This window comes from Streptomyces sp. sk2.1, assembly GCF_008120935.1.
Classification (GTDB): domain Bacteria; phylum Actinomycetota; class Actinomycetes; order Streptomycetales; family Streptomycetaceae; genus Streptomyces.
This window is the reverse complement of sequence record NZ_RDBO01000077.1, coordinates 1650219-1668738: the sequence shown is the minus strand read 5'-3', so window position 1 is coordinate 1668738 and position 18520 is coordinate 1650219. Positions and strand designations below refer to the sequence as shown.

At 73.8% G+C, this 18520-nt stretch carries 20 protein-coding genes; 11 read left to right on the top strand and 9 right to left on the bottom strand.

Translation table 11 applies throughout. From position 1 onward, the window contains the following. Window positions 1-43: 43 nt before the first annotated feature. The gene (locus EAO76_RS34575; protein ID WP_148840026.1) at window positions 44-1054 is read right to left on the bottom strand and encodes a winged helix-turn-helix domain-containing protein; all 1011 of its coding nucleotides are present in this window, start codon (window positions 1052-1054) and stop codon (window positions 44-46) included. A 264-nt stretch (window positions 1055-1318) separates the two neighbouring features. On the opposite strand from EAO76_RS34575, the gene EAO76_RS34570 reads away from it, so the two are divergent. The 3 genes from EAO76_RS34570 to EAO76_RS34560 all read left to right on the top strand — a co-directional run bounded on the left by EAO76_RS34570 (window position 1319) and on the right by EAO76_RS34560 (window position 4994). Further along, window positions 1319-1591: a hypothetical protein gene (locus EAO76_RS34570; protein ID WP_148840025.1), complete on the top strand. Its 273-nt coding sequence runs from the start codon at window positions 1319-1321 to the stop codon at window positions 1589-1591. A gap of 285 nt (window positions 1592-1876) precedes the next feature. Next, window positions 1877-4351, top strand: coding sequence for a GTPase-associated protein 1-related protein (locus EAO76_RS34565; RefSeq protein WP_148840024.1), 2475 nt, complete (start codon window positions 1877-1879; stop codon window positions 4349-4351). 163 nt (window positions 4352-4514) lie between these two features. Next, window positions 4515-4994, top strand: a complete 480-nt coding sequence (locus tag EAO76_RS34560) for a hypothetical protein (RefSeq protein WP_148840023.1) — start codon at window positions 4515-4517, stop codon at window positions 4992-4994. Window positions 4995-5045: 51 nt separating this feature from the next. Here EAO76_RS34560 and msrB read toward each other — a convergent pair whose 3' ends face one another. The 4 genes from msrB to EAO76_RS34540 all read right to left on the bottom strand — a co-directional run bounded on the left by msrB (window position 5046) and on the right by EAO76_RS34540 (window position 8285). Beyond that, window positions 5046-5453 (bottom strand): peptide-methionine (R)-S-oxide reductase MsrB, encoded by a 408-nt coding sequence (msrB, locus tag EAO76_RS34555; RefSeq protein WP_148840022.1) that lies wholly within the window; start codon window positions 5451-5453, stop codon window positions 5046-5048. 9 nt (window positions 5454-5462) lie between these two features. Continuing rightward, complete coding sequence (murC, locus tag EAO76_RS34550; protein WP_148840021.1) at window positions 5463-6857, bottom strand: UDP-N-acetylmuramate--L-alanine ligase; 1395 nt, start codon at window positions 6855-6857, stop codon at window positions 5463-5465. 62 nt (window positions 6858-6919) lie between these two features. Further along, complete coding sequence (locus EAO76_RS34545) at window positions 6920-7372, bottom strand: indole-3-glycerol phosphate synthase (RefSeq protein WP_148840020.1); 453 nt, start codon at window positions 7370-7372, stop codon at window positions 6920-6922. 148 nt (window positions 7373-7520) lie between these two features. Next, window positions 7521-8285: a pyrimidine reductase family protein gene (locus EAO76_RS34540; protein ID WP_262375943.1), complete on the bottom strand. Its 765-nt coding sequence runs from the start codon at window positions 8283-8285 to the stop codon at window positions 7521-7523. Window positions 8286-8322: 37 nt separating this feature from the next. Here EAO76_RS34540 and zapE point away from each other — a divergent pair, with 37 nt between their 5' ends. The 4 genes from zapE to EAO76_RS34520 all read left to right on the top strand — a co-directional run bounded on the left by zapE (window position 8323) and on the right by EAO76_RS34520 (window position 12625). Beyond that, window positions 8323-9414, top strand: a complete 1092-nt coding sequence (gene zapE / locus EAO76_RS34535) for a cell division protein ZapE (protein WP_148840018.1) — start codon at window positions 8323-8325, stop codon at window positions 9412-9414. A gap of 82 nt (window positions 9415-9496) precedes the next feature. Continuing rightward, the gene (locus EAO76_RS34530) at window positions 9497-9922 is read left to right on the top strand and encodes an OsmC family protein (protein ID WP_148840017.1); all 426 of its coding nucleotides are present in this window, start codon (window positions 9497-9499) and stop codon (window positions 9920-9922) included. Between the two features lie 158 nt (window positions 9923-10080). Continuing rightward, window positions 10081-11523: an alkaline phosphatase PhoX gene (locus EAO76_RS34525; RefSeq protein ID WP_148840016.1), complete on the top strand. Its 1443-nt coding sequence runs from the start codon at window positions 10081-10083 to the stop codon at window positions 11521-11523. A 271-nt stretch (window positions 11524-11794) separates the two neighbouring features. After that, window positions 11795-12625, top strand: coding sequence for a polysaccharide deacetylase family protein (locus EAO76_RS34520; protein ID WP_148840015.1), 831 nt, complete (start codon window positions 11795-11797; stop codon window positions 12623-12625). 30 nt (window positions 12626-12655) lie between these two features. Here EAO76_RS34520 and EAO76_RS34515 read toward each other — a convergent pair whose 3' ends face one another. From EAO76_RS34515 to EAO76_RS34505, 4 genes are read right to left on the bottom strand one after another with little or no spacing between them, the layout of a single operon-like run. Beyond that, entirely contained in the window at window positions 12656-12880 is a 225-nt protein-coding gene (locus EAO76_RS34515) for a hypothetical protein (protein WP_148840014.1), read from the bottom strand. 14 nt (window positions 12881-12894) lie between these two features. Beyond that, window positions 12895-13563, bottom strand: a complete 669-nt coding sequence (locus EAO76_RS46835) for an ABC transporter (protein ID WP_262375941.1) — start codon at window positions 13561-13563, stop codon at window positions 12895-12897. After that, the gene (locus EAO76_RS46830; protein ID WP_262375940.1) at window positions 13560-14450 is read right to left on the bottom strand and encodes an ATP-binding cassette domain-containing protein; all 891 of its coding nucleotides are present in this window, start codon (window positions 14448-14450) and stop codon (window positions 13560-13562) included. The genes EAO76_RS46835 and EAO76_RS46830 overlap by 4 nt, the downstream gene beginning before the upstream one ends. Before the next feature lie 44 nt (window positions 14451-14494). Then, window positions 14495-15172 (bottom strand): AIM24 family protein, encoded by a 678-nt coding sequence (locus tag EAO76_RS34505; protein WP_148840013.1) that lies wholly within the window; start codon window positions 15170-15172, stop codon window positions 14495-14497. A 72-nt stretch (window positions 15173-15244) separates the two neighbouring features. On the opposite strand from EAO76_RS34505, the gene EAO76_RS34500 reads away from it, so the two are divergent. The 4 genes from EAO76_RS34500 (at window position 15245) to EAO76_RS34485 (ending at window position 18518) form a co-directional block, all read left to right on the top strand. Further along, window positions 15245-15991 carry a peptidyl-tRNA hydrolase gene (locus EAO76_RS34500; protein WP_148840012.1) on the top strand — a complete coding sequence of 249 codons (747 nt, stop codon included), beginning with the start codon at window positions 15245-15247 and terminating at the stop codon, window positions 15989-15991. A 40-nt stretch (window positions 15992-16031) separates the two neighbouring features. After that, window positions 16032-16496 carry a hypothetical protein gene (locus EAO76_RS34495; protein ID WP_148840011.1) on the top strand — a complete coding sequence of 155 codons (465 nt, stop codon included), beginning with the start codon at window positions 16032-16034 and terminating at the stop codon, window positions 16494-16496. Window positions 16497-16533: 37 nt separating this feature from the next. Further along, entirely contained in the window at window positions 16534-17067 is a 534-nt protein-coding gene (locus tag EAO76_RS34490; RefSeq protein WP_148840010.1) for a GNAT family N-acetyltransferase, read from the top strand. Between the two features lie 146 nt (window positions 17068-17213). Next, complete coding sequence (locus tag EAO76_RS34485) at window positions 17214-18518, top strand: DUF692 domain-containing protein (protein WP_148840009.1); 1305 nt, start codon at window positions 17214-17216, stop codon at window positions 18516-18518. Window positions 18519-18520: the final 2 nt, after the last annotated feature.

The following is an 18520-nucleotide window of genomic DNA, read 5'->3' as shown; positions in this document are numbered from 1 at the left end:
GCGCCCGGCGCACTCGGTACGGCCCGCCGCGCGGAGTGCGCCGTCAGCCGGTGGTGCCGAGGAGGTTGTGGCCCGCGGGGGTGGTGGTGTGAAGAGCCGTGTTGTGATGCCGGGTGGTGTGGGCGAGGCCGGCCGTGCGGAGGACGGTCGCGTGCTGGCTGGCGCTGGCCGGGGAGATGCCCGCGTGGCGGGCGAGTTCGGTGGTCGTGCAGCCGGGGCGGTGCGCGATGGTCCACAGCACCACGGCGCGGGTGTGGCCGAGGAGCGCCGCCAGCGAGTCGGGGACGGTGCCGAGGGTCCGCGCCGTCTCGACGGGCGGCAGGAAGAGGTCGGTGTCGCGGAGGCCGACGGGGTAGGTCAGCCACGGCTGGGGTTCGGCCGTGTCGTCCAGCGCGGGGTACACCGCCCCGAAGACCGAGGGGATCAGGAGCAGTCCGCGGCCCGCGAGATGGATGTCGCCCGTGCTGCCGGAGGCCATGGTGAGCTCCAGGACGGGCGGCTTCCACCGGATGTGGCGGGGGTTGAGCCCGGACAGCAGGGCCTGGAGCCCGCCGTGGGCGACCTGACGCGCGCGCAGCGCCTGGTCCGCGCCGCTGAGGGCGTCGATCCGCTGCTGGTACGGGGCGATGATCTGCCGGTGCGCGTGGGCGGCGGTGTCGGCCAGTTCCCGCAGCAGCCGCCCGTCGCTGCCGAGTGCCTGTGTCCAGGCCGGTACGGGGCGCCGGTGGTCGTGCCCGGCCCAGGTCTCCATGTCCTTGCGGATCCGGGCGGCGGGCGTGGCACGGACCCGGTCCAGCGCTTCCTCGATGGTGCCGGCGGTCGCGTGGCCGAGGAACCCCACGGTCCAGCCCGTCGGCGGGATCAGGTCGCACAGCCGCCCGACCCGCGGCGGCAGCCGCCGCAACGATTCCCGGCGCCAGGCACCGAACCTGGTCGGATGGCTGCTCTCCTGCAGCAGCCGCAGCGCGATGTCCAACTCCAGCATGGGCCCAGGCCCGTTGGCCAGCCGGGTGCGGGCCAGGTCCTCGGCGGTGAAGTGGATACGCAGTGGCATGACGCAGAGCATGTCCGGGATGCCGTTATTCGGGCCAGACCAAATCACGTCGATCAACGATCGGCCGCCCGGCCACTCTTGTCCATGAGCGAGCACGGACACGGTTCACTTCGTCCCTGGTCATCGACGGCCCGGCCCGACTGCGGTCGGACGGGCGCGATGAAGGGGGAATCGGGGCCGTCGGGCCGTGTCCGTGCCGCTCGGAGAAGGTGCCCGGCACCGTGTCGGGAACCCGCAACGCACCCGAGAAACGAGGAATGCGTCATGCGTATCAGTCACGTCCTTGCCAGTACGGCGGTGGGGGCCGCTCTCCTGCTCGGGGGAGCCGTCGCCGCTCCGGCCCAGGCCGCCACCGCGCCCGCCGACTCCCGGAGCGCGTCCGCCGTCCCGGCGACCTGGCAGTGGACCGGCGAGTACTTCTCCACGGAGTCCGCCTGCAAGGCCCGGAAGTCCTACTACATGGCCGCCTCGAACGTCTACGACTACAAGTGCGTCCCGAGCGGCGGGCTCTGGGGTGGAAAGGTCCTCGCCGACTGACGACCCCGGCTTCCTCGCCGCACGCCGGGCCCGGCAGGTGCGGGACGGGCGGCTCTCCCGTCCCGCACCTGCTCCACCGGCCGGGGCGGTGACCGTCGGGCGAGGGGCGGCGATTCCGGTGCGCGGTACGGCCGTTCGGCGGGGCGCGCGGGGAGGCGCGCGCCTTGATAGCGTCGCTCCCGCGATCGCGGTTCCCGCCTCCCGCCGGGGTCGTCGCCGTGCGTCGTACGGTCCGCCCCGAGGGGCACGGGGAGTTCCGCGGCAAGGACGAAGAGGGCCCGACGCATGAGTCTCGCGCAGTTGCACTACACCTCTGCCGCTGCCGCCTCCGCGGACGACGACGGGGGCGGCAGCGGCGCGCGTTTCACCGCGGTCAGTGCCGGACTGCCCACGCAGGTACTGGCCGAGGCCGAGCAACTGCTTCGCTACGAGCCGCCCGCCGACGCCCCGCACCGGCCGACTACCGACCAACTCCGGTCGCTGCCCGAGGCGTTCAGTTTCGGGTCTCTGCCGGACGGCGGGCACCTGCTGTCCCGCGCGGTGGCGTTCGCCGGGCACGGCACCCTCGGGTTCCACGCGCACGCGGTGCACCTGCCGGCCGGTACGCGGCTGCCGGGCGGCGCCCTGCCGATCACCGCCTGGCGGTCGCCGAACTGGGCCTCCACGCCGCCGGAGGGCGGCGCCCCCGACCGGATATCCGCGCTGCCCGCCTCCGCCGCCTTCGGCCCCGGGGCGCTGAACGACTTCGCGGTCTCCCGGGGCCCCTGGCTGGCGGCGGTCTTCGCCGATCTGCGCCGGGTGTGCGAGGACCCGGCGGCGGGACGCCTGGTGCTGGTGGAGCGGCACAGCGCCGATGTGGCCAGGTGGATCGCCCTCGCCTCGGCCGTGCTCCCGCCGGACGACGCGCACCGGCTGACGTTCACCACGTACACCCGCCGTCCGGCGCGTTCCCCGTACCGGATCGTCGGTGTGCTCCCGCAGGACGCCCCGCCGGCGAACGGCCCCGACGGCCCGGGGGCCGGGCCGCTGCGGGTGCACGACTGCTCGGGTGCCCGGCCCGGGGAGCCGGTGGACGACGCCTGGGCCGAGACCTGCGCCCGGATCTGGCGGAACCGGTCCCCCGAGCTGTTCCGGGCGGCGGCCGAACTGCCCGGCGGGCCGTTCGCCGCCGGGCCGCTCGCCGTGACGGCGCTCTGCGCGGGCGTTCCGCTCGGGCCCGGCGAGCGGGCCGCGGCGGCCGAGTGGGCCGCCGAGCGGCCGTACGCCCTGGACGAGGAGCGCACGCACCGGCTCACCGACGCGCTGACCGACCCGGACATCGACCGCACGCCCCGTGAACTCGCCGCCGTGGCCCGGCTGTCGACCGCGCTCGACGGACGGGCCCCGGCCGCCGTGACGGGTTCCCTCGGCGCCCTGCTGGTGACGGAGGCGGTCTACGGGGGCGATGTCCTCGTGACTCCCCCGGGGCGCTCGGTCTTCGCCGGTCCGGACGGGGAACGCGTCGCCGCGGCGCTCGTCGGGGCCGTCGGCGACGATCTGCGCGCCGAACTGGCCACCGGCGGGCCGGTGGCCGTCCCGGACGCCGCCCCCGGCCGGAACGTGGGGCGCACCGTTCAGCTGCTGCGCATCGCGCGGCTGCTCGACGTGGACTGTACGGATCTGCTCCCCGCCGTCGTGGGCCGGATGGCCCGGTCCCTGCTGGAGGAGGGGGCGGGCGACTTCGGGCCGGTGCTGCTCGCCCTCCTGGACGAGCAGTTCGACGTGCGGACGGCACTGCTCGGCGAGCTGGACCGGCTCGCCCCGTACGACCCGTCGGGTACGGAGCGGCTGCTGTCCGGGGTCGCGCTGCCGTTCACCGGGGCGCAGGTGCTGCCGCATCTGCGGATGTGCGCGGCGGCGCCGGACGCCAAGGCGGGCGGTGGCGACGACCGGGTGGGGTCGCTGCACGCGGTGCTGCGGGCCGGCGGGCTGTCGCCCTTCGCCGAGCCGCTGGTGCTGCGTACGGCGATGGGGCTGGTCTGGGGCGACGGCACGCCCACGGCGGGCGAGGCCCGGCTGCTGCTGGGCGGGTCCACCTCCGACGCGCACCGGGCGGCCGGTACGTGGTCCGTGCTCGTCGCGGCGGCGCTCGGTGCGCCCTGCGACGACGCGGAGGCCGCCGAGCTGGCCCATGACCTGTTGCGCGGTTTTCCCGGGGAGATCGACGCGCGGGCGCGCGGCGCCCTGCTGCTCCTGGAGTTCGCGCGGGAGCTCCGGTCGGGCGCGGCGGAGCCGGACTGGGCGCAGCGGGCCCGGCGGCTGTGCGCGGCGGCCGAGCCGGTGGAGCCGGGCGTCCGCGATCAGGCGTTCGGGGCGCTGGCGCAGCGGCTGCTGTCCCCGGACCGCCCGGAGGCGGAGCTGTACGCGTTCGTCCACAGCGACGACGCCGATCTCCTCGCGGCCTACGGCAGGGCCGCCCGGCAGGAAGCGGTCCTCGCCCGGCTGCGTTCCGAACCGGCCTACGTCGCCGACTGCTTCGCGGTCTGGAGCGCCCATCCGCACGCGGGTCCCGCCTGGGGCGAGGTCCGGACGGCGCTGCTGGAGGAGGTGCTGCGGCCGGTGGTCCGCGGTCTGCCCGCCGACGGGGCCGCGGCGGTCGAGGAGGCGGCCGGGCGCATCGGCAGCAGCCGCACGGCGGAGGCGTTCCGGACGTGGAGCCGGCCGGGCGGTTTCGGCAGGCGGCTCGGCAGCCGGCTGACGGCCAGGGTGCGGCGTTCGTAGCAGCGCGCGGCGGCGGAGCGGGGCCGTTCCCGCCGGGTGCGGTACTCGTGGCAGTGTCCGCAGCAGCGCGCGGCGGCGAAGCGGTGCGAAGTTGCCGGTACCGTGGGGCGTACCGATCTCGTGTGCTCCCGGCGGGCTGCGTGACATGCCTCAGGAGGAGCAGATGACGACGAACCGCGGACGCAAGGACGTCATCCGCGACCGGATGGCCGCGACCGGCGAGTCCTACAACGTCGCCGCGCGGCATCTGAAGGCGATGAAGGACATGGGCGCCACCCGTGAGGCCGTCCTCACCCAGCGCTGGCACCCCGCCGAGTCGCCGGACGTGCCGTGCCCCTGCGGCAGCACCTGCGAGCCCGGGGAGCGGTGCGGGCGCTGCCACGCCCTGCACCGGCACGTGGCGCGGTATCCCGGCAGCGTCACGGACGTGGAGACCTGGGCGGACCGTTACGACTGCATGGGCTGCGCGTCCTCGTACGTCCTGACCGTGGTGCTGCCGGGCCGCCCGTGGGGCATCGCCGGGGCGGCACCGGCCGGGCCCGGGGAGCGGGCCGCGCGGGCCGTGGTCTTCCCGGGCGTCGCCCATCCGCTGCTGCGGCCGGTGGCCGCCGGGGACGAGGGCCCGGACGGGGACGAGGACTGACGCCCGGCCGCGTCGGCCCCCGCCCGTGCCGTTCCGCCCGGTGGGCGGCGGTCAGTCCCCGGTGGGCGTCAGGCGCAGCGAGATCGAGTTGATGCAGTACCGCTGGTCCGTCGGGGTGGGGTAGCCCTCGCCCTCGAAGACGTGGCCGAGGTGCGATCCGCAGCGGGCGCAGCGGACCTCGGTGCGGACCATGCCGTGGCTGCGGTCCTGGACCAGCTCGACCGCGTCCGTGTCCTTCGGGTCGTAGAAGGACGGCCAGCCGCAGTGCGACTCGAACTTGGTGTCCGAGCGGAACAGCTCGGCGCCGCAGGCGCGGCAGGAGTAGACGCCCTCGGTCCTGGTGTCGGTGTACTCACCGACGAAGGCGGGCTCGGTGCCGGCCTGGCGCAGGACCGCGTACTCGGCCGGGGTCAACTCCTCGCGCCACTGCTCGTCCGGCTTCTCGATGTCGTACGACACGTCGCTCCCTCAGCTCGACAGGTGGTCCAGGATCTGCGGGCCGAGGTCCGTGACGTCGCCCGCCCCCATGGTGAGAACGAGGTCGCCGGGCTTCGCCATTCCCGCGATGACGCCGGGGACGGCCGACTTGTCGTGGACGGGGGTGGCGTCGGCGCCCGCGGCCCGCGCGGCGTCGATGATCAGCTCGCTGGTGACGCCGGGGACCGGGTCCTCGCGGGCCGGGTAGATGTCCAGGACCACGGAGGCGTCGGCCAGCGCGAGGGCCTGCCCCATCTCGGTGCCGAGTTCCTGGGTGCGGGAGAAGAGGTGGGGCTGGAAGACCACCAGGATCCGGGAGTCGGTCACGGCTCCGCGCATCGCCTCCAGGTCGGCGGTCATCTCGGTGGGGTGGTGCGCGTACGAGTCGATGACCTGGACGCCCGCCGCCTCGCCCTTGAGCTGGAGGCGACGCTTGACCCCGGTGTACTTGCCGAGGGCGGAGGCCAGGTTGTGGGCCGGGATGCCGAGGGCGACGCCGGCGGCGAGGGCCGCGACCGCGTTGAGCGCGTAGTGGCGGCCGGGCACGGAGACGGTGAAGGTGAGGTACTTCCCGCCCAGGAGGACCGTGACCTCGCTGGTCAGGCCGCGCGGGGTGATCCGGTGGACGCGCACGTCGGCGGAGTCGGCCTCGCCGTAGGTGACGACGTTCGCCCCCGCGCGGTCGCGCACGCGGGCGGTCAGCTCGACGGCGCCGGCCTGGTCGGCGGAGATCACCAGCGTGCCGCCGGGGACGATCTTGTCGGTGAAGGCCTCGAAGGACTCGTGGATCTCGTCCATCGAGGCGTAGTTCGCGTGGTGGTCCAGTTCGACGTTGAGGACGATCGCGACCTCGGGGTCGTACTTCTGGAAGCTGCGGTCGCTCTCGTCCGCCTCGGCGACGAAGATCTCGCCCTCGCCGTGCGTGGCGTTGGTGCCGGGCCCGGCGAGGTCGCCGCCGATGGCGTACGAGGGGTCGAGGTTCAGCTCGGTCAGGGCGACGGCCAGCATCGAGGTGGTGGTCGTCTTGCCGTGCGTACCGGCCACCGCGATGGCGCGCAGGCCGCCCATGAGGGAGGCCAGCGCGTCGGAGCGGTGCACGACGGGGACCGACAGTTCGGCGGCGCGCACCAGCTCCGGGTTGTCGGGGCGGATGGCGCTGGAGACGACCACGCACGAGGCGTCGTCCGCCAGGTTCCCGGCGGCGTGCCCGATGTGGACGGTCGCCCCCAGCGCCCGCAGTGCCTCGGCGGTACCCGACTCCTTGGCGTCGCTGCCCGCGACCTTGGCGCCGCGCTGGGCGAGGATCTTCGCGATGCCCGACATTCCGGCGCCGCCGATGCCGATGAAGTGCGGCCGTTCCATGGCGGCAGGAATACCGGGTGCCATGCGTGTGTCTCCCCAAGAAGTCGGTACGAGTACCCGAGTCGGTACGAAGGTGCCCGCCCAGCCTATTCGCTGTGCGCGAAGAGTTTGAGCACCGGTACGCCGACCTTGTGACGGGCCCGGGACGCCCAGTCGCGGTGGAAGAACTCCTCCACGTAGTGCGGTGCGGTCAGCACGATGACCTCGTCCGCCTCCGCCTCGTCGACCACGGACTTCAGCTTGTCCAGGGGGTGGTCCTCGATCACCTGTCCCACCGCTTCGGAACCCGCCCGGCGCAGCGCCTCCAGCGACACTTCGAGCGCGAGTTCGGCAGGCTGTCTGGCGTTCTTGCCCTCGGGCTCCTCGCCCTCGCGGACGGCTTCCTTCAGTTCGCCCATCGCCAGGTCGTCGATCGCCCGCAGCAGCACATCGGCCTGGTCACCGCGGGGCTGCATGAGCACGACGAAGGAGATCTGCTCCTCGCCGTGCAGGGTGGTGACGAAGTCGACATCCCCGGAAGTGAGGGGCTTCTCGATCATCAAAACGCTGGTGAACACCACGGGTGCCCTTCTGCTTCAGTGACCGTCACCGGTCTCTGCTGAAACCATCCTTCCCCGTGCTCGCACGGGGTCTGCGAGAGTAATTGTGCCCACCCGAAGCTAACCGGAACGGGTAATTCCGCTCTTTTCAGCCCTGACGGTACCGAGTGAAGAGAAACCCGGCCTCCTCCAGCAGGGAAGCCAGGACGAATCGTTCCGGCACTGCCATCGAGGGACCCCCGGCGATCCGCTGCGCGTCCCCGGCGGTCAGCATCGGCGAGAGGGTCAGGCAGATCTCGTCCAGCACCCCGGCCGCCACGAACTGGCCCAGCAGCCTCGGGCCGCCCTCGGTCAGCAGCCGCCGGAACCCGCGGGCCGCCAGTTCCCGTACGGCCCTGGCCGGGTCCACCCGGGACCCTTCTCCCGCGATCACCACATCGGCGCCGACCGCGCACGCCTCCGTGATCCGGCCCGGCGGGGCCCCGGCGCCGGTCAGCACGATGGTCGGCACGAGCGGCGCGGTGAACAGCGGCAACGAGAAGTCGAGGTCCAGACTGCCGCTCACCACGGCGATCGCCGGCGCGGGCCCCTGCCCGGCCGCGGCACGGCGGGCGGCGAAGGCCTCACGCGCCCTGGCGGGCCGGTAGCCCTCCATCCGCACCGTCTCCGCCCCCACCACGATCACGTCGGCCAGTCCGCGCAGGGTGCCGAAGATCCGCATGTCGCTCTCGCAGGAGATCGGCTGGGAGCGGCCGTCGTGCTGGGCGGCCCCGTCGAGGGTCGAAACCATGTTGGCGCGGAGCCAGGGGCCGTCCTGCTCGGGGTAGGCGTAGGCGTCGGCCAGGGCGTCCAGGGGCCACTCCCCCTCGTCGTCGGCCGGTGTCAGGTCGGTCACAGGGAAGAGGCGTCGCATGTCCTGCAGTCTGGCACGGCGCTTAGAGTGGAGAGTTGTGTCGTCCTCCACAGCCCTGTCGGGGCAGAGCCCCATAGCCGAAACAGCTCCCCTGTCCCTGTGCGCACGCGAGCCCCACGTACCGGCCGACCGGCTGGTCGCCGAGATGGTGCCGCCGCCGCGCTTCGACTCCGTACGCTTCGATACCTATGTGCCGGACCCCAATCAGCGGAGCCAGATAGAGGCGGTCAAGGTCCTGAGCGACTTCGCGGCCGGGCTCGGCGGGGCGCATGCCAGTGGTTCCGGCAGGCGCAAGTGGTTCGGGAGGAAGCCGTCGGCGCCCTCGGCCCCACTGGGGGTCTACCTGGACGGCGGTTACGGGGTCGGCAAGACCCACCTGCTGGCGTCCCTCTGGCACGCCACGCCCGCCGAGCCCTCGCTGAAGGCGTTCGGCACCTTCGTCGAGCTGACGAACCTGGTGGGCGCGCTGGGCTTCCAGCAGACCGTGAAGACGCTGAGCGGGCACCGGCTCCTGTGCATCGACGAGTTCGAGCTGGACGACCCGGGCGACACCGTGCTGGTGTCGTCGCTGCTCAGCAGGCTGGTGGAGGCGGGGGTCGCGCTCGCCGCCACCTCCAACACGCTGCCCGGCAAGCTCGGCGAGGGCCGGTTCGCCGCCGCCGACTTCCTGCGGGAGATCCAGGGGCTGTCCTCGCACTTCCGCCCGCTGCGGATCGACGGCGAGGACTACCGCCACCGGGGGCTGCCCGAGGCGCCGCCCCCGTACTCCGACGAGCAGGTCACCCGGGCCGCGTACGCCACCGAGGGGGCCAGCCTGGACGACTTCCCCGCACTGCTCGACCATCTGGCCCGCGTCCATCCGAGCCGTTACGGCGCGCTGACGGACGGCCTGCGGGCGGTCTGCCTCACCGAGGTCCAGCCGGTGCCCGACCAGTCGACCGCGCTGCGGCTGGTCGTCCTCGCGGACCGGCTGTACGACCGGGAGGTCCCGGTGCTCGCCTCGGGGCTGCCGTTCGACCGGCTGTTCAGTGAGGAGATGCTGAACGGCGGGTACCGGAAGAAGTACTTCCGGGCGATCTCACGGCTGACCGCGCTGGCGCGCGACGCGAAGGACCTGGTGGCGAAGTAGGTTCGGGACGTACCACCCGGGGCGTTCGAGGACGCCCCGGTTCTCCCGCATCACCCGCGCACACCGCTCGAAGGGATTCGGCATGGCAACCACGCGTCAGGCGCACACGGTCTGGGACGGCAACCTGATCGAGGGCAAGGGGGTCGTCACCTTCGACTCCTCCGGCATCGGCGAGTTCGACGTCTCCTGGCCGTCGCGCGCGGAGAAGGCGAACGGCAAGACCAGCCCCGAGGAGCTCATCGCGGCGGCCCACTCCAGCTGCTTCTCGATGGCGCTGGCGCACGGCCTGGCCTCGGCGGGCACCCCGTCGACCCAGCTCACCACCACGGCCGACGTCACCTTCCAGCCCGGCACCGGCATCACCGGCATCCACCTCACCGTCCAGGGCACGGTCCCCGGGCTCGACGAGGCGGGCTTCGTCGCCGCCGCCGAGAACGCCAAGACGAACTGCCCGGTCAGCCAGGCGCTGACCGGCACGACGATCACCCTCTCCGCCTCGCTGGTCTGATGCGGATCTGATGCACATCTGATTCGCAGGGGCCACTTCCGGCCCAAGAGGCAACGGGACACACAAGGGGCTCGGTGGCCCGCATGGTTCCCGCGCGGCGATGCGCGTGATACACACATGCGGGTCACTTCTCCTGTCCGCCAGCAGGGAGTTGCCTCATGTCTTCAGAAACGTCACGCCCGACCGACGAAGCGTCATGTCCGACCGACGAGACGTCACGTCCGGTCGAAGAAGTGTCACGTCCGGCCGCCACCCGCCGCCAGGTCCTGGCCGGCAGCGGCGCGGCCGTCGCCTCCATCGCCTTCGCGGGGGCCTTCTCCGAACTCTTCGCGGGCACCGCCGCCGCCCGGGGACACAGCGGCTACGGCCCGCTCGTGCCCGACCCCGACGGCCTGCTCGACCTGCCGAGGGGCTTCCGCTACCGGGTCCTGTCCCGGGAGGGCGAGCAGCTCCGTTCCGGTGAGGGCAAGGTGCCCAGCAACCACGACGGCATGGCCGCCTTCGCGGGCCGCCGCGGCCGCGTCCACCTGGTGCGCAACCACGAGAACCGGGTCACGGGGAAGATCCCGGTGCCGGTCGTCGAGGGGCTCACCTACGACCCGATGGGCAAGGGCGGCTGCACCGCCCTTGAACTGGACGGCCGCAACAACGTCCTCGGCGAACGCGTCGCCATCGCCGGTACGGCGGTGAACTGCGCGGGTGGCCGCACCCCCTGGAACACCTGGCTGACCTGCGAGGAGACCGAGGACAAGGCCGGTACCAACGGCTACACCAAGGACCACGGCTTCATCTTCGAGGTGGACGGCGCCGACCCGCGCCGCACCGGGGCCGTGCCGCTCACCGCGATGGGCCGCTTCCAGCACGAGGCCATCGCGATCGACCCGAGGAACGGGATCGTCTACGAGACCGAGGACGCGTTCGAGAAGCCGTTCGGGCTCTTCTACCGCTTCCTGCCGGACAGGCCGCTCGGCGGTACCGGCTCGCTGCGGGCCGGCGGCCGGCTGGAGGCCATGCGTGTGCCGGGCGTCCCCGACCTCTCGGCGATCCAGGAGACCGGCGCCTGCTTCGAGGGCGTCGAGTGGGTGCCCGTACCGGACCCGCTGGCGACCGGGACGCCGATCCGGTTCCAGGACTTCGGCCCGAAGGGCATCACGCACGCGCAGAAGCTGGAGGGCTGCTACTGGGGCGGGTCCTCGGTCTACTTCGTCTCCAGTTTCGCGCGCAGCGCGGAGGGCTCGGCCGCCGACCACCACGGCCAGGTGTGGCGGTACGAACCGGGGCGGCGCCGCCTCACGCTGGTGATCGTCTTCGGCCCCGGCAAGGACGTCCAGCTGCCCGGCGAGTCCCCCGACAACATCTGTCTCGCCGCCGACGGCGGTCTGATGGTGTGCGAGGACGGAGACGGCGCCCAGCACGTGTTCGGGCTGACCCGGCGCGGCGAGGTGTACGCCATGGCGCGGGGCCGGCAGAACATCGGGACGCCGGAGAAGCCCGAGTGGGGCGAGTTCGCCGGGGTCACGTTCTCCCCGGACGGCGGGACGATGTTCGTGAACTGCTACACGCCGGGGACGACGTTCGCGGTGACGGGGCCGTGGCGCTGACGGGCCTCGCGGACTGACGGACCGGGCGGGCCTGCGGGCCCGCCCGGAGCGCGGGCCGGAGCACGGGCCGGCAGGCACCGGGCCGGTCGGGTCCGGTGGGCACTGGGCCGGTCGGGGGTAGCGGTATGTTTATCCGCCTCCGGCCGGAGTGCCGTCCGCGATCACGCCCCGGGTGATCGTCTACGTTCCGCAAGTGATCAACTCTGCACGAAGACTTACGGCGACGGCGGTTCTGGGAACTGTACTGGGCACTGCTCTGATCGGTTGCGGGATGGACGGCGCCGCGACCGGGAGCGGCGCGGCGGATGTCGGAGCCCATGCCCCGCAGCGCACTTCCCTCCCGGTTCCGCCGTCGCCGTCACCGTCCGTGGGGGCGGCCCCGGGACCGCCGGAGCCACCCGTCCCGGCTCCGGGACCGGCGGGTCTGACGCCGGTCTTCGAACGGGCTCCGAGGACCGCGGACAAGGTCGTGGCCCTCACCTTCGACGCCGACATGACGGCCGACGAGGGCCCCCGCGCGGAGGCGGGCGAGCGCTTCGACAATCCCGGGCTGATCGCGCTGCTGCGCCGGCTGAAGGTGCCCGCGACCGTGTTCATGACGGGGCGGTGGGCCGACCAGTACCCGGAACAGGCCAGGTCGATCGGTGCCGATCCGCTGTTCGAGGTCGCCAACCACTCGTACAGCCACTACGCCTTCGCGTCCCCCTGCTACGGGCTGCCGACCGTGGCGAAGGACGACATGCGCGCCGACGTGGAGCGGGCCTTCGCCGCGTTCCGGCGGGCCGGTGTGCGCAACACGGTGCCGTACTTCCGCTTCCCCGGCGGCTGTCACGACGACGCGTCGCTGCGCGCCCTCGCCCCCGCCAAGGTGACGGCGGTGCAGTGGGACGTCGTCAGCGGCGACGCCTTCGCGACGGACGCGGACGCGGTGGCCGAGCAGGTGCTGGCCGGGGTGGAGCCGGGGTCACTGGTCGTCATGCACTGCACCCGCAGCGCGGCCCCGGTCACGGACGAGGCGGTGCGCCGGGTGGTCCCCGAACTCCGCGAGCGCGGCTACCGCTTCGTCAAGGTCTCCGACCTGATGCGGACGCGGTCCTCCTGACGGACCGGCCCGCCCCTCCCGGCAGGGGGCTCAGCCCGAGCACGCCATGCGCTGGGCCTCCTGCCACTCGCAGACCGGGCAGAGCGTGATGCCCTTGACCGACTCCGGGTACTCGGTCGGCTTCCGGCAGAGCACGCACGCGGCGTACGGGGGTCCGGCGGGCTCCGTGCCGTCGGGCACGGGAGGCGTGGGCGGCGCACCGCAGTACGCCCCGTCCGGAATCCCGCCGACGCCCTCTTCCTCACGCTCGTCCATGCGTACGAGCCTACTCAGCCGCGCACCGGGACGAGCCGGCACGTGAGCGCCGCCGTCGCGGCGGCGAGGGCGAGGGCGAGGGCGACCGCCAGGACCGGCACGTGCACGGTGCCCGTCCGCGAGCCGGTGACCAGGCCCGCCACTGCGGAGTTCGCGGGCGAGCCGTCGATCACCAGGGCCAGCAGCGCGGCCGGCACGGTGGCGGCGACGGACCAGCCGCGCCGGTGCAGCAGCGGCCGGGTGCACAGCGCGCCGACGGCCGCGCCCAGCAGTACGCAGCAGGCGGCGGCGAGCAGTCCGGCGATCCCGGCGGGCAGCAGCGGTACCCGTACGCCGTTGCCGGCACCGGCCGGCTTGCTGATCACCAGCACGATCACGGTGCCGGCCGTGCCGAGCAGCCCGGCGCAGCCGAGCGCGGCGAGCAGCGCCGCCAGATGGGCCCGCACCGGTCCGGCCGCGGCGGCGGTGACGGTCCGGGCGGCGGGCGGTTCCTGGTTGACGCAGAGCCGCACGAGCCAGGCGGTGACGGGCAGGAGCCCGGCGGCGGCGTAGCCGAGCGAGTCGAGGACGGGCTGTCCCCATTGCACGCCGACGGCGAGGAAGGCCGCGTACAGCAGAACGGGGGCGAGCCAGTGCTGGGAACGGACCAGCAGGGCGGCCTGGTAGCGCAGGAGCGCGGTCATGATGCCTCGGGGGTCGAACGGCCCCGGGAACGCGGGACGGCCCCGGGCACCGGTGCGGTGCCGGACGGGTCCGGGCCGGGAGGCGGGCCGTCGGGCCCGGCGGGGTCGGGGACGGTGGCCAGCCGGCGGATGTGCCAGGGCGGACGGGCCGTGAGCAGGGCGCGCAGCAGCGCGTCGGAGTGGGTCGCCGCGACGGTGAGCCGTACGCCGTCGGCCAGGGCGTCCTGTTCCGGTGCGCCCGGCAGTCCTGCGGGCAGCGCGGCCCCCGCCGGTCCCGTCGCCTCGATCCGCACCCGCGGCCCCGTCCGCGCCGGTCCCGTCACGGGTACGGCGCGAAGGCCCCGCCCCTCCACCCGGTAGCCGACGTCGACCGATCCGGCGAGCCTGAGCGGGTCGTGGTCGACGTAGACGACGGTGGCCCCCGCCGCGACCCGCTCGGTCACGGCCCGGTCCAGTTCGTCGCGGGCCGCCGCGTCCAGTCCGGTCCACGCCTCGTCCAGGACCAGCAGCTCCGGCTCGGCCAGGAGCGCCTGGGCGACGGCGACCTTCTGGCCGGTGCCCTTGGAGAGTTCCGGGAGCGGGGTATCGGCGTGGCCGGCGGCCCCGAGGCGGTCGAGCCACGACCGTGCGCGGTCCGCGGCCTCGGCGGACCGCAGGCCGTGGACGCGCCCGAGGTGGACGAGGTATCCGGCCGCGGTGAACGGCAGCGCGGCCGAGAAGCGTTCGGGAACGTATGCCGTACGGGGCCGGCGGCCGGTGATCCGGCCCTCCGTCGGGGTGTCGATCCCGGCGAGCAGCCGTAACAGGGTCGACTTGCCGGTGCCATTGGCCCCCTCGATCCGGATCAGGGTGTGCGGCGGCAGGTCGAGTTCGACTCCGCGCAGCACCCACGGGCCGCCGGGGCCGTGGCGGCGGCCGACGGCGTTCAGCCTCAGTTGGCCGTCGCCTTCTCGGGCTTGGCCTCGCTGGGTCGCACGATCACGAATCCCTCGCCGTCCAGCCGCAGTTGGGCGGCCTCGCCGGAACCGCCGCGGATCATCGAGCCGAAGCTCTGCGAGCGGTTCAGCGAGGTGGTCAGGTTGGCGCTCCAGCCGACCACCGCGTCCGTGTCGACGAACACCGGCTGCTGCGGCGTCACGGGGATCACGATGGGGTGGCCCTCGCACATCAGGCCGAGCTTTCCGTAGCCGGTGAAGACGCTGTTGAAGAGCCCGCCGCCGGTCATCCCGGCGCCCTTCACGGTCTTTATCTCGTAGGAGATCGTGGGGTCGAAGCAGAGCACGTTGCGGCCGTTGATCGTGAGGACGTCGCCGTGCTCCAGCTCCACGATGAAGCAGTTGGCGGCCTCGTGCGCGAACCACGCCTCGCCCCGGCCGCGGACCGCCATCAGCGGCAGCCCCTCGCCGGTGACGGCGCGCTTCAGCATGCCGCCTATGCCCTGGCCCTTGCGCTCGAACTGCAGCTCGCCGCGGAAGGCGATCATCGCTCCCTGACGGGCGTGCATCTCGCCGTCGACGGCGTACTTGATGGATTTGGCGTTCTGCAGGGTCATCCCGGGGACCGTCGCCTGCTGCGCCAGATGCTCGCTGGAAAAGAGATCGCTCCTCATGGGGTGCATCCTCACCCGGAGTGTCCCGTTCTGCCAAGAAACGCGGCCCCGGCGGCTGGCAGACTGGGGCGGGTGAGCAGCGAAGACATCCCCGAGTCCCCGGCCGTTTCCCGGCCGTCCGCGGCGGACGGCCCGTTCGGGTCGCGGCGGACGGACCGCGACGAGGCCCCGCAGTACGTCCTGCCGCTGGTCGTGCACATCGAGAAGGCGACTCCCCCGGCACGTACCGACGCGCTGCGGACCGCCGCCCGCGCGGTGCTCGTGATGCTCTCCGACGAGCGCTCGGTCGGCGAGGGCGAGTGGGCGCGGGCGATGCGGGACTGGCAGGACGCCCGGATCCGCAAGGTGGTGCGGCGGGCGCGCGGTGCGGAGTGGCGCAGGGCGTCCGGGCTGCCGGGCATCACGGTGACCGGCGAGAGCGCCGAGGTGCGGGTCTTCCCGCCGGTGCCCCTGGACGGCTGGCCGAAGGAGCTGGTGAAGCTCCAGGTGTCGGGCACGGACCTGGACGACCCCGAACCGCCGCCCGCGCCCGTCCCCGGGGAGCCGGTGCTGTGGCTGAACCCGGAGCTGGACATGTCGGCGGGCAAGGCGATGGCGCAGGCCGGGCACGGCGCGCAGCTCGCCTGGTGGGAGCTCTCGGAGACGGACCGCAAGGCGTGGCGCGAGGCGGGCTTCCCGCTCTCCGTGGCCGCCGCGGATCCGGACCGCTGGCGCGGACTGACGGCGGGCGGGCTGCCGGTGGTGCGTGACGCCGGGTTCACCGAGATCGCCCCGGGCTCGTGCACGGTGGTCGCCGACCATCCCGCGCTGCGCGGCTGAGCACCGCCCGTTGTCACAGGCGGCGCCTATGGTTCCGCGCATGACCGTTCCCGGGATCATTCCGATCAAGCACGAGGCCGATTACCGCACGGACACCATCGGGCGGTGGCGGGGCGGCCAGTTCTTCGCCTCCGTCACCGGGGCCTTCCCCGAGGACTGGGGCGGCGGCGCCGACTGGCAGGAGCAGAAGCGCTGGTGTGCCGTGCTCCACCGGTTCGACGCGGCCGGCCGGCACCTGGACTCGCGGATCCGGGTCACCGGCACCGCGGCGGGCGGCGAGCGGGAGGCGATCGCCGCCGCCCGGCTCCTGCTCGACGAGTGGCTGGAGGCCCTGCCGGAGCGGCACCACGAGGACATCGCGATCGCCCCCTTCGCCGTCCGGTCCGAGGGCATCCTGTTCGGTCTGGTCGTCGAGGAGGGCGACGGGACGGACACCGCGCGGGCGGAGTTCCTCCCCGACTCCCTGGGGTTCTTCGCCCCCTGGGACGGCTACTACGACACCTGAGCCCGGCCGGACCGGGACGGCCGGTAGCGTCGGCCGCATGCCCGAACTGATCGCACCCACCGTCCTCCTGCACTCCGCCTGGACCGAGGCACATGACGAGTGGGGCCCCGGCCCCCACGAGGACGGGTTCGGGCTGGAGCCCTCCGACGAGGTCGGCTCACCGGCCGGGTTCGCGGCCTGGGTGGCGCGGCTGACCGGGGAATCGGAACCGGCGGGGACCGGCCGGGCGGGGTGCACGTACCGGTGGATCGTCGAGGACGGCCGGGTGCTCGGCGGGATCGCGCTGCGGCACGGGCCGGACGGCTCCGTGCCGCGGTTCGGGCACATCGGATACGGCATCCGGCCGTCCGCCCGGCGGCGCGGGCTGGCGACCTGGGCGCTCGGGCGGATGCTCGACGAGGCGCGGGCGCTGGGCCCGGACCGGCTGCTGATCGTCTGCGCGGCCGACAACCTCGCGTCGGCGAGGACCGTCGAGCGCCACGGCGGCGTCCTCGAAGGCGTGCGGGACACCGAGCACGGCCCCGCGCGGCACTACTGGATCACGCTCCGGCCGGTCCCGGGAAACCGGTAGGGGGTCCGGGAAGGGCCTGCGTGGTGGTCCTCGGCCGCCCCCGCCCGGTCCGGAACCTCAAATCATCCTCTGAACGTCCTCCTTCCCGGATTCACCACCGCCCGTCGGGGCCATCAGCCCTGCACGGAGTGGAGGAGGGGGACGACATGAAGCTGGGGATCGGCATCGGATGGCGGCCGGAGATCGCGGACGCCGTCGAGGCGCTGCCCGGGATCGACTGGGTGGAGGCGGTCGCGGAGAACATCTGCGTCGGCCATCTGCCCGATTCGCTGGTACGGCTCCGGGAACGCGGCGTCACCGTCGTCCCGCACGGCGTCTCGCTGGGGCTCGGCGGGGCCGACCGCCCCGACGCGAACCGGCTCGCCGATCTCGCCGCCAGGGCCGAACTGCTCGCCGCCCCGCTGGTGACCGAGCACATCGCGTTCGTACGGGCCGGGGGGCCGCGCACCGCTTCGGCCGCTCTGGAGGCCGGCCACCTGCTGCCCGTGCCGCGCACCCGGGACGCCCTGGACGTGCTGTGCGAGAACGTGCGCATCGCGCAGGAGTCGCTGCCGGTGCCGCTGGCCCTGGAGAACATCGCGGCGCTGGTCTCCTGGCCCGGCGAGGAGCTGAGCGAGGGGCGGTTCCTCGCCGAGCTGGTCGAACGCACCGGGGTCCGGCTGCTGATCGACGTCGCCAATCTGCACACCAACCACGTCAACCGGGGTGAGGACCCGGCCACCGCGCTCGACGAGCTGCCGGTGGAGGCGATCGCGTACGTCCACGTGGCGGGCGGGATCGAGAAGGACGGCGTCTGGCACGACACCCACGCCCACCCGGTCACCCGGCCGGTCCTCGACGTCCTCGCCGAACTCCGTTCCCGGGTCGACCCGCCGGGCGTCCTGCTGGAACGCGACGACGACTTCCCTCCTGCCGGTGAGCTGGCGGCCGAACTGGCCACGATCCGCACCACGCTGGACCTGGCGGCGCCCGGGGCGACGTCCCCGGCAGCGGCCACCGGCACCGCGCACCGGCCGCCCTCCGGCCCCACCGCCGTCGCGGACGGCGTGCGGGACCGGCTCGCGGGCGCCCAGTCCGCGTTGCTCCGCGCGCTCGTCGCCGGGGACCCCGCCCCGCCCGGCTTCGACGCGCACCGGCTCGGCGTCCAGAGCCGCGCCCTGGCCGCCAAACGGGCCGGGGTCGTCGCCAAGGTGGCACCCGAGCTGCCGGAGATCCTGGGCACCGGTTACCGGCCCGCCTTCCTCGCGTACGCCGGGAGCCGCCCCATGTCCGCCGGTTACCGGCGCGACGCGCTGGACTTCGCCGAATCGCTGCTGATCGCGGGGCGACCCGCCGACGACGCGGCCCGGCGCGAACTGACCCACTGGTGGCAGGACCGGGCCGCCCCTCGACCGCCGCGCCGCACCACCCGGCTGATCCGGGCGGCCCGCGCGGCCCTGGTCGGGAGGTGACC

What these genes read in the sequence shown, in the direction of transcription:
- murC (WP_148840021.1), bottom strand. Translation starts at nt 6,857, where the DNA reads ATGGCACCCGGTATTCCTGCCGCCATGGAACGGCCGCACTTCATCGGC.
- EAO76_RS34565 (WP_148840024.1), top strand. Translation starts at nt 1,877, where the DNA reads ATGAGTCTCGCGCAGTTGCACTACACCTCTGCCGCTGCCGCCTCCGCG.
- EAO76_RS34525 (WP_148840016.1), top strand. Translation starts at nt 10,081, where the DNA reads ATGTCTTCAGAAACGTCACGCCCGACCGACGAAGCGTCATGTCCGACC.
- EAO76_RS46835 (WP_262375941.1), bottom strand. Translation starts at nt 13,563, where the DNA reads ATGACCGCGCTCCTGCGCTACCAGGCCGCCCTGCTGGTCCGTTCCCAG.
- EAO76_RS34540 (WP_262375943.1), bottom strand. Translation starts at nt 8,285, where the DNA reads ATGCGACGCCTCTTCCCTGTGACCGACCTGACACCGGCCGACGACGAG.
- EAO76_RS34520 (WP_148840015.1), top strand. Translation starts at nt 11,795, where the DNA reads ATGGACGGCGCCGCGACCGGGAGCGGCGCGGCGGATGTCGGAGCCCAT.
- EAO76_RS34575 (WP_148840026.1), bottom strand. Translation starts at nt 1,054, where the DNA reads ATGCCACTGCGTATCCACTTCACCGCCGAGGACCTGGCCCGCACCCGG.
- EAO76_RS34570 (WP_148840025.1), top strand. Translation starts at nt 1,319, where the DNA reads ATGCGTATCAGTCACGTCCTTGCCAGTACGGCGGTGGGGGCCGCTCTC.
- EAO76_RS34560 (WP_148840023.1), top strand. Translation starts at nt 4,515, where the DNA reads ATGACGACGAACCGCGGACGCAAGGACGTCATCCGCGACCGGATGGCC.
- EAO76_RS34505 (WP_148840013.1), bottom strand. Translation starts at nt 15,172, where the DNA reads ATGAGGAGCGATCTCTTTTCCAGCGAGCATCTGGCGCAGCAGGCGACG.
- EAO76_RS34495 (WP_148840011.1), top strand. Translation starts at nt 16,032, where the DNA reads ATGACCGTTCCCGGGATCATTCCGATCAAGCACGAGGCCGATTACCGC.
- EAO76_RS34490 (WP_148840010.1), top strand. Translation starts at nt 16,534, where the DNA reads ATGCCCGAACTGATCGCACCCACCGTCCTCCTGCACTCCGCCTGGACC.
- EAO76_RS34545 (WP_148840020.1), bottom strand. Translation starts at nt 7,372, where the DNA reads ATGATCGAGAAGCCCCTCACTTCCGGGGATGTCGACTTCGTCACCACC.
- EAO76_RS34515 (WP_148840014.1), bottom strand. Translation starts at nt 12,880, where the DNA reads ATGGACGAGCGTGAGGAAGAGGGCGTCGGCGGGATTCCGGACGGGGCG.
- EAO76_RS34530 (WP_148840017.1), top strand. Translation starts at nt 9,497, where the DNA reads ATGGCAACCACGCGTCAGGCGCACACGGTCTGGGACGGCAACCTGATC.
- EAO76_RS34485 (WP_148840009.1), top strand. Translation starts at nt 17,214, where the DNA reads ATGAAGCTGGGGATCGGCATCGGATGGCGGCCGGAGATCGCGGACGCC.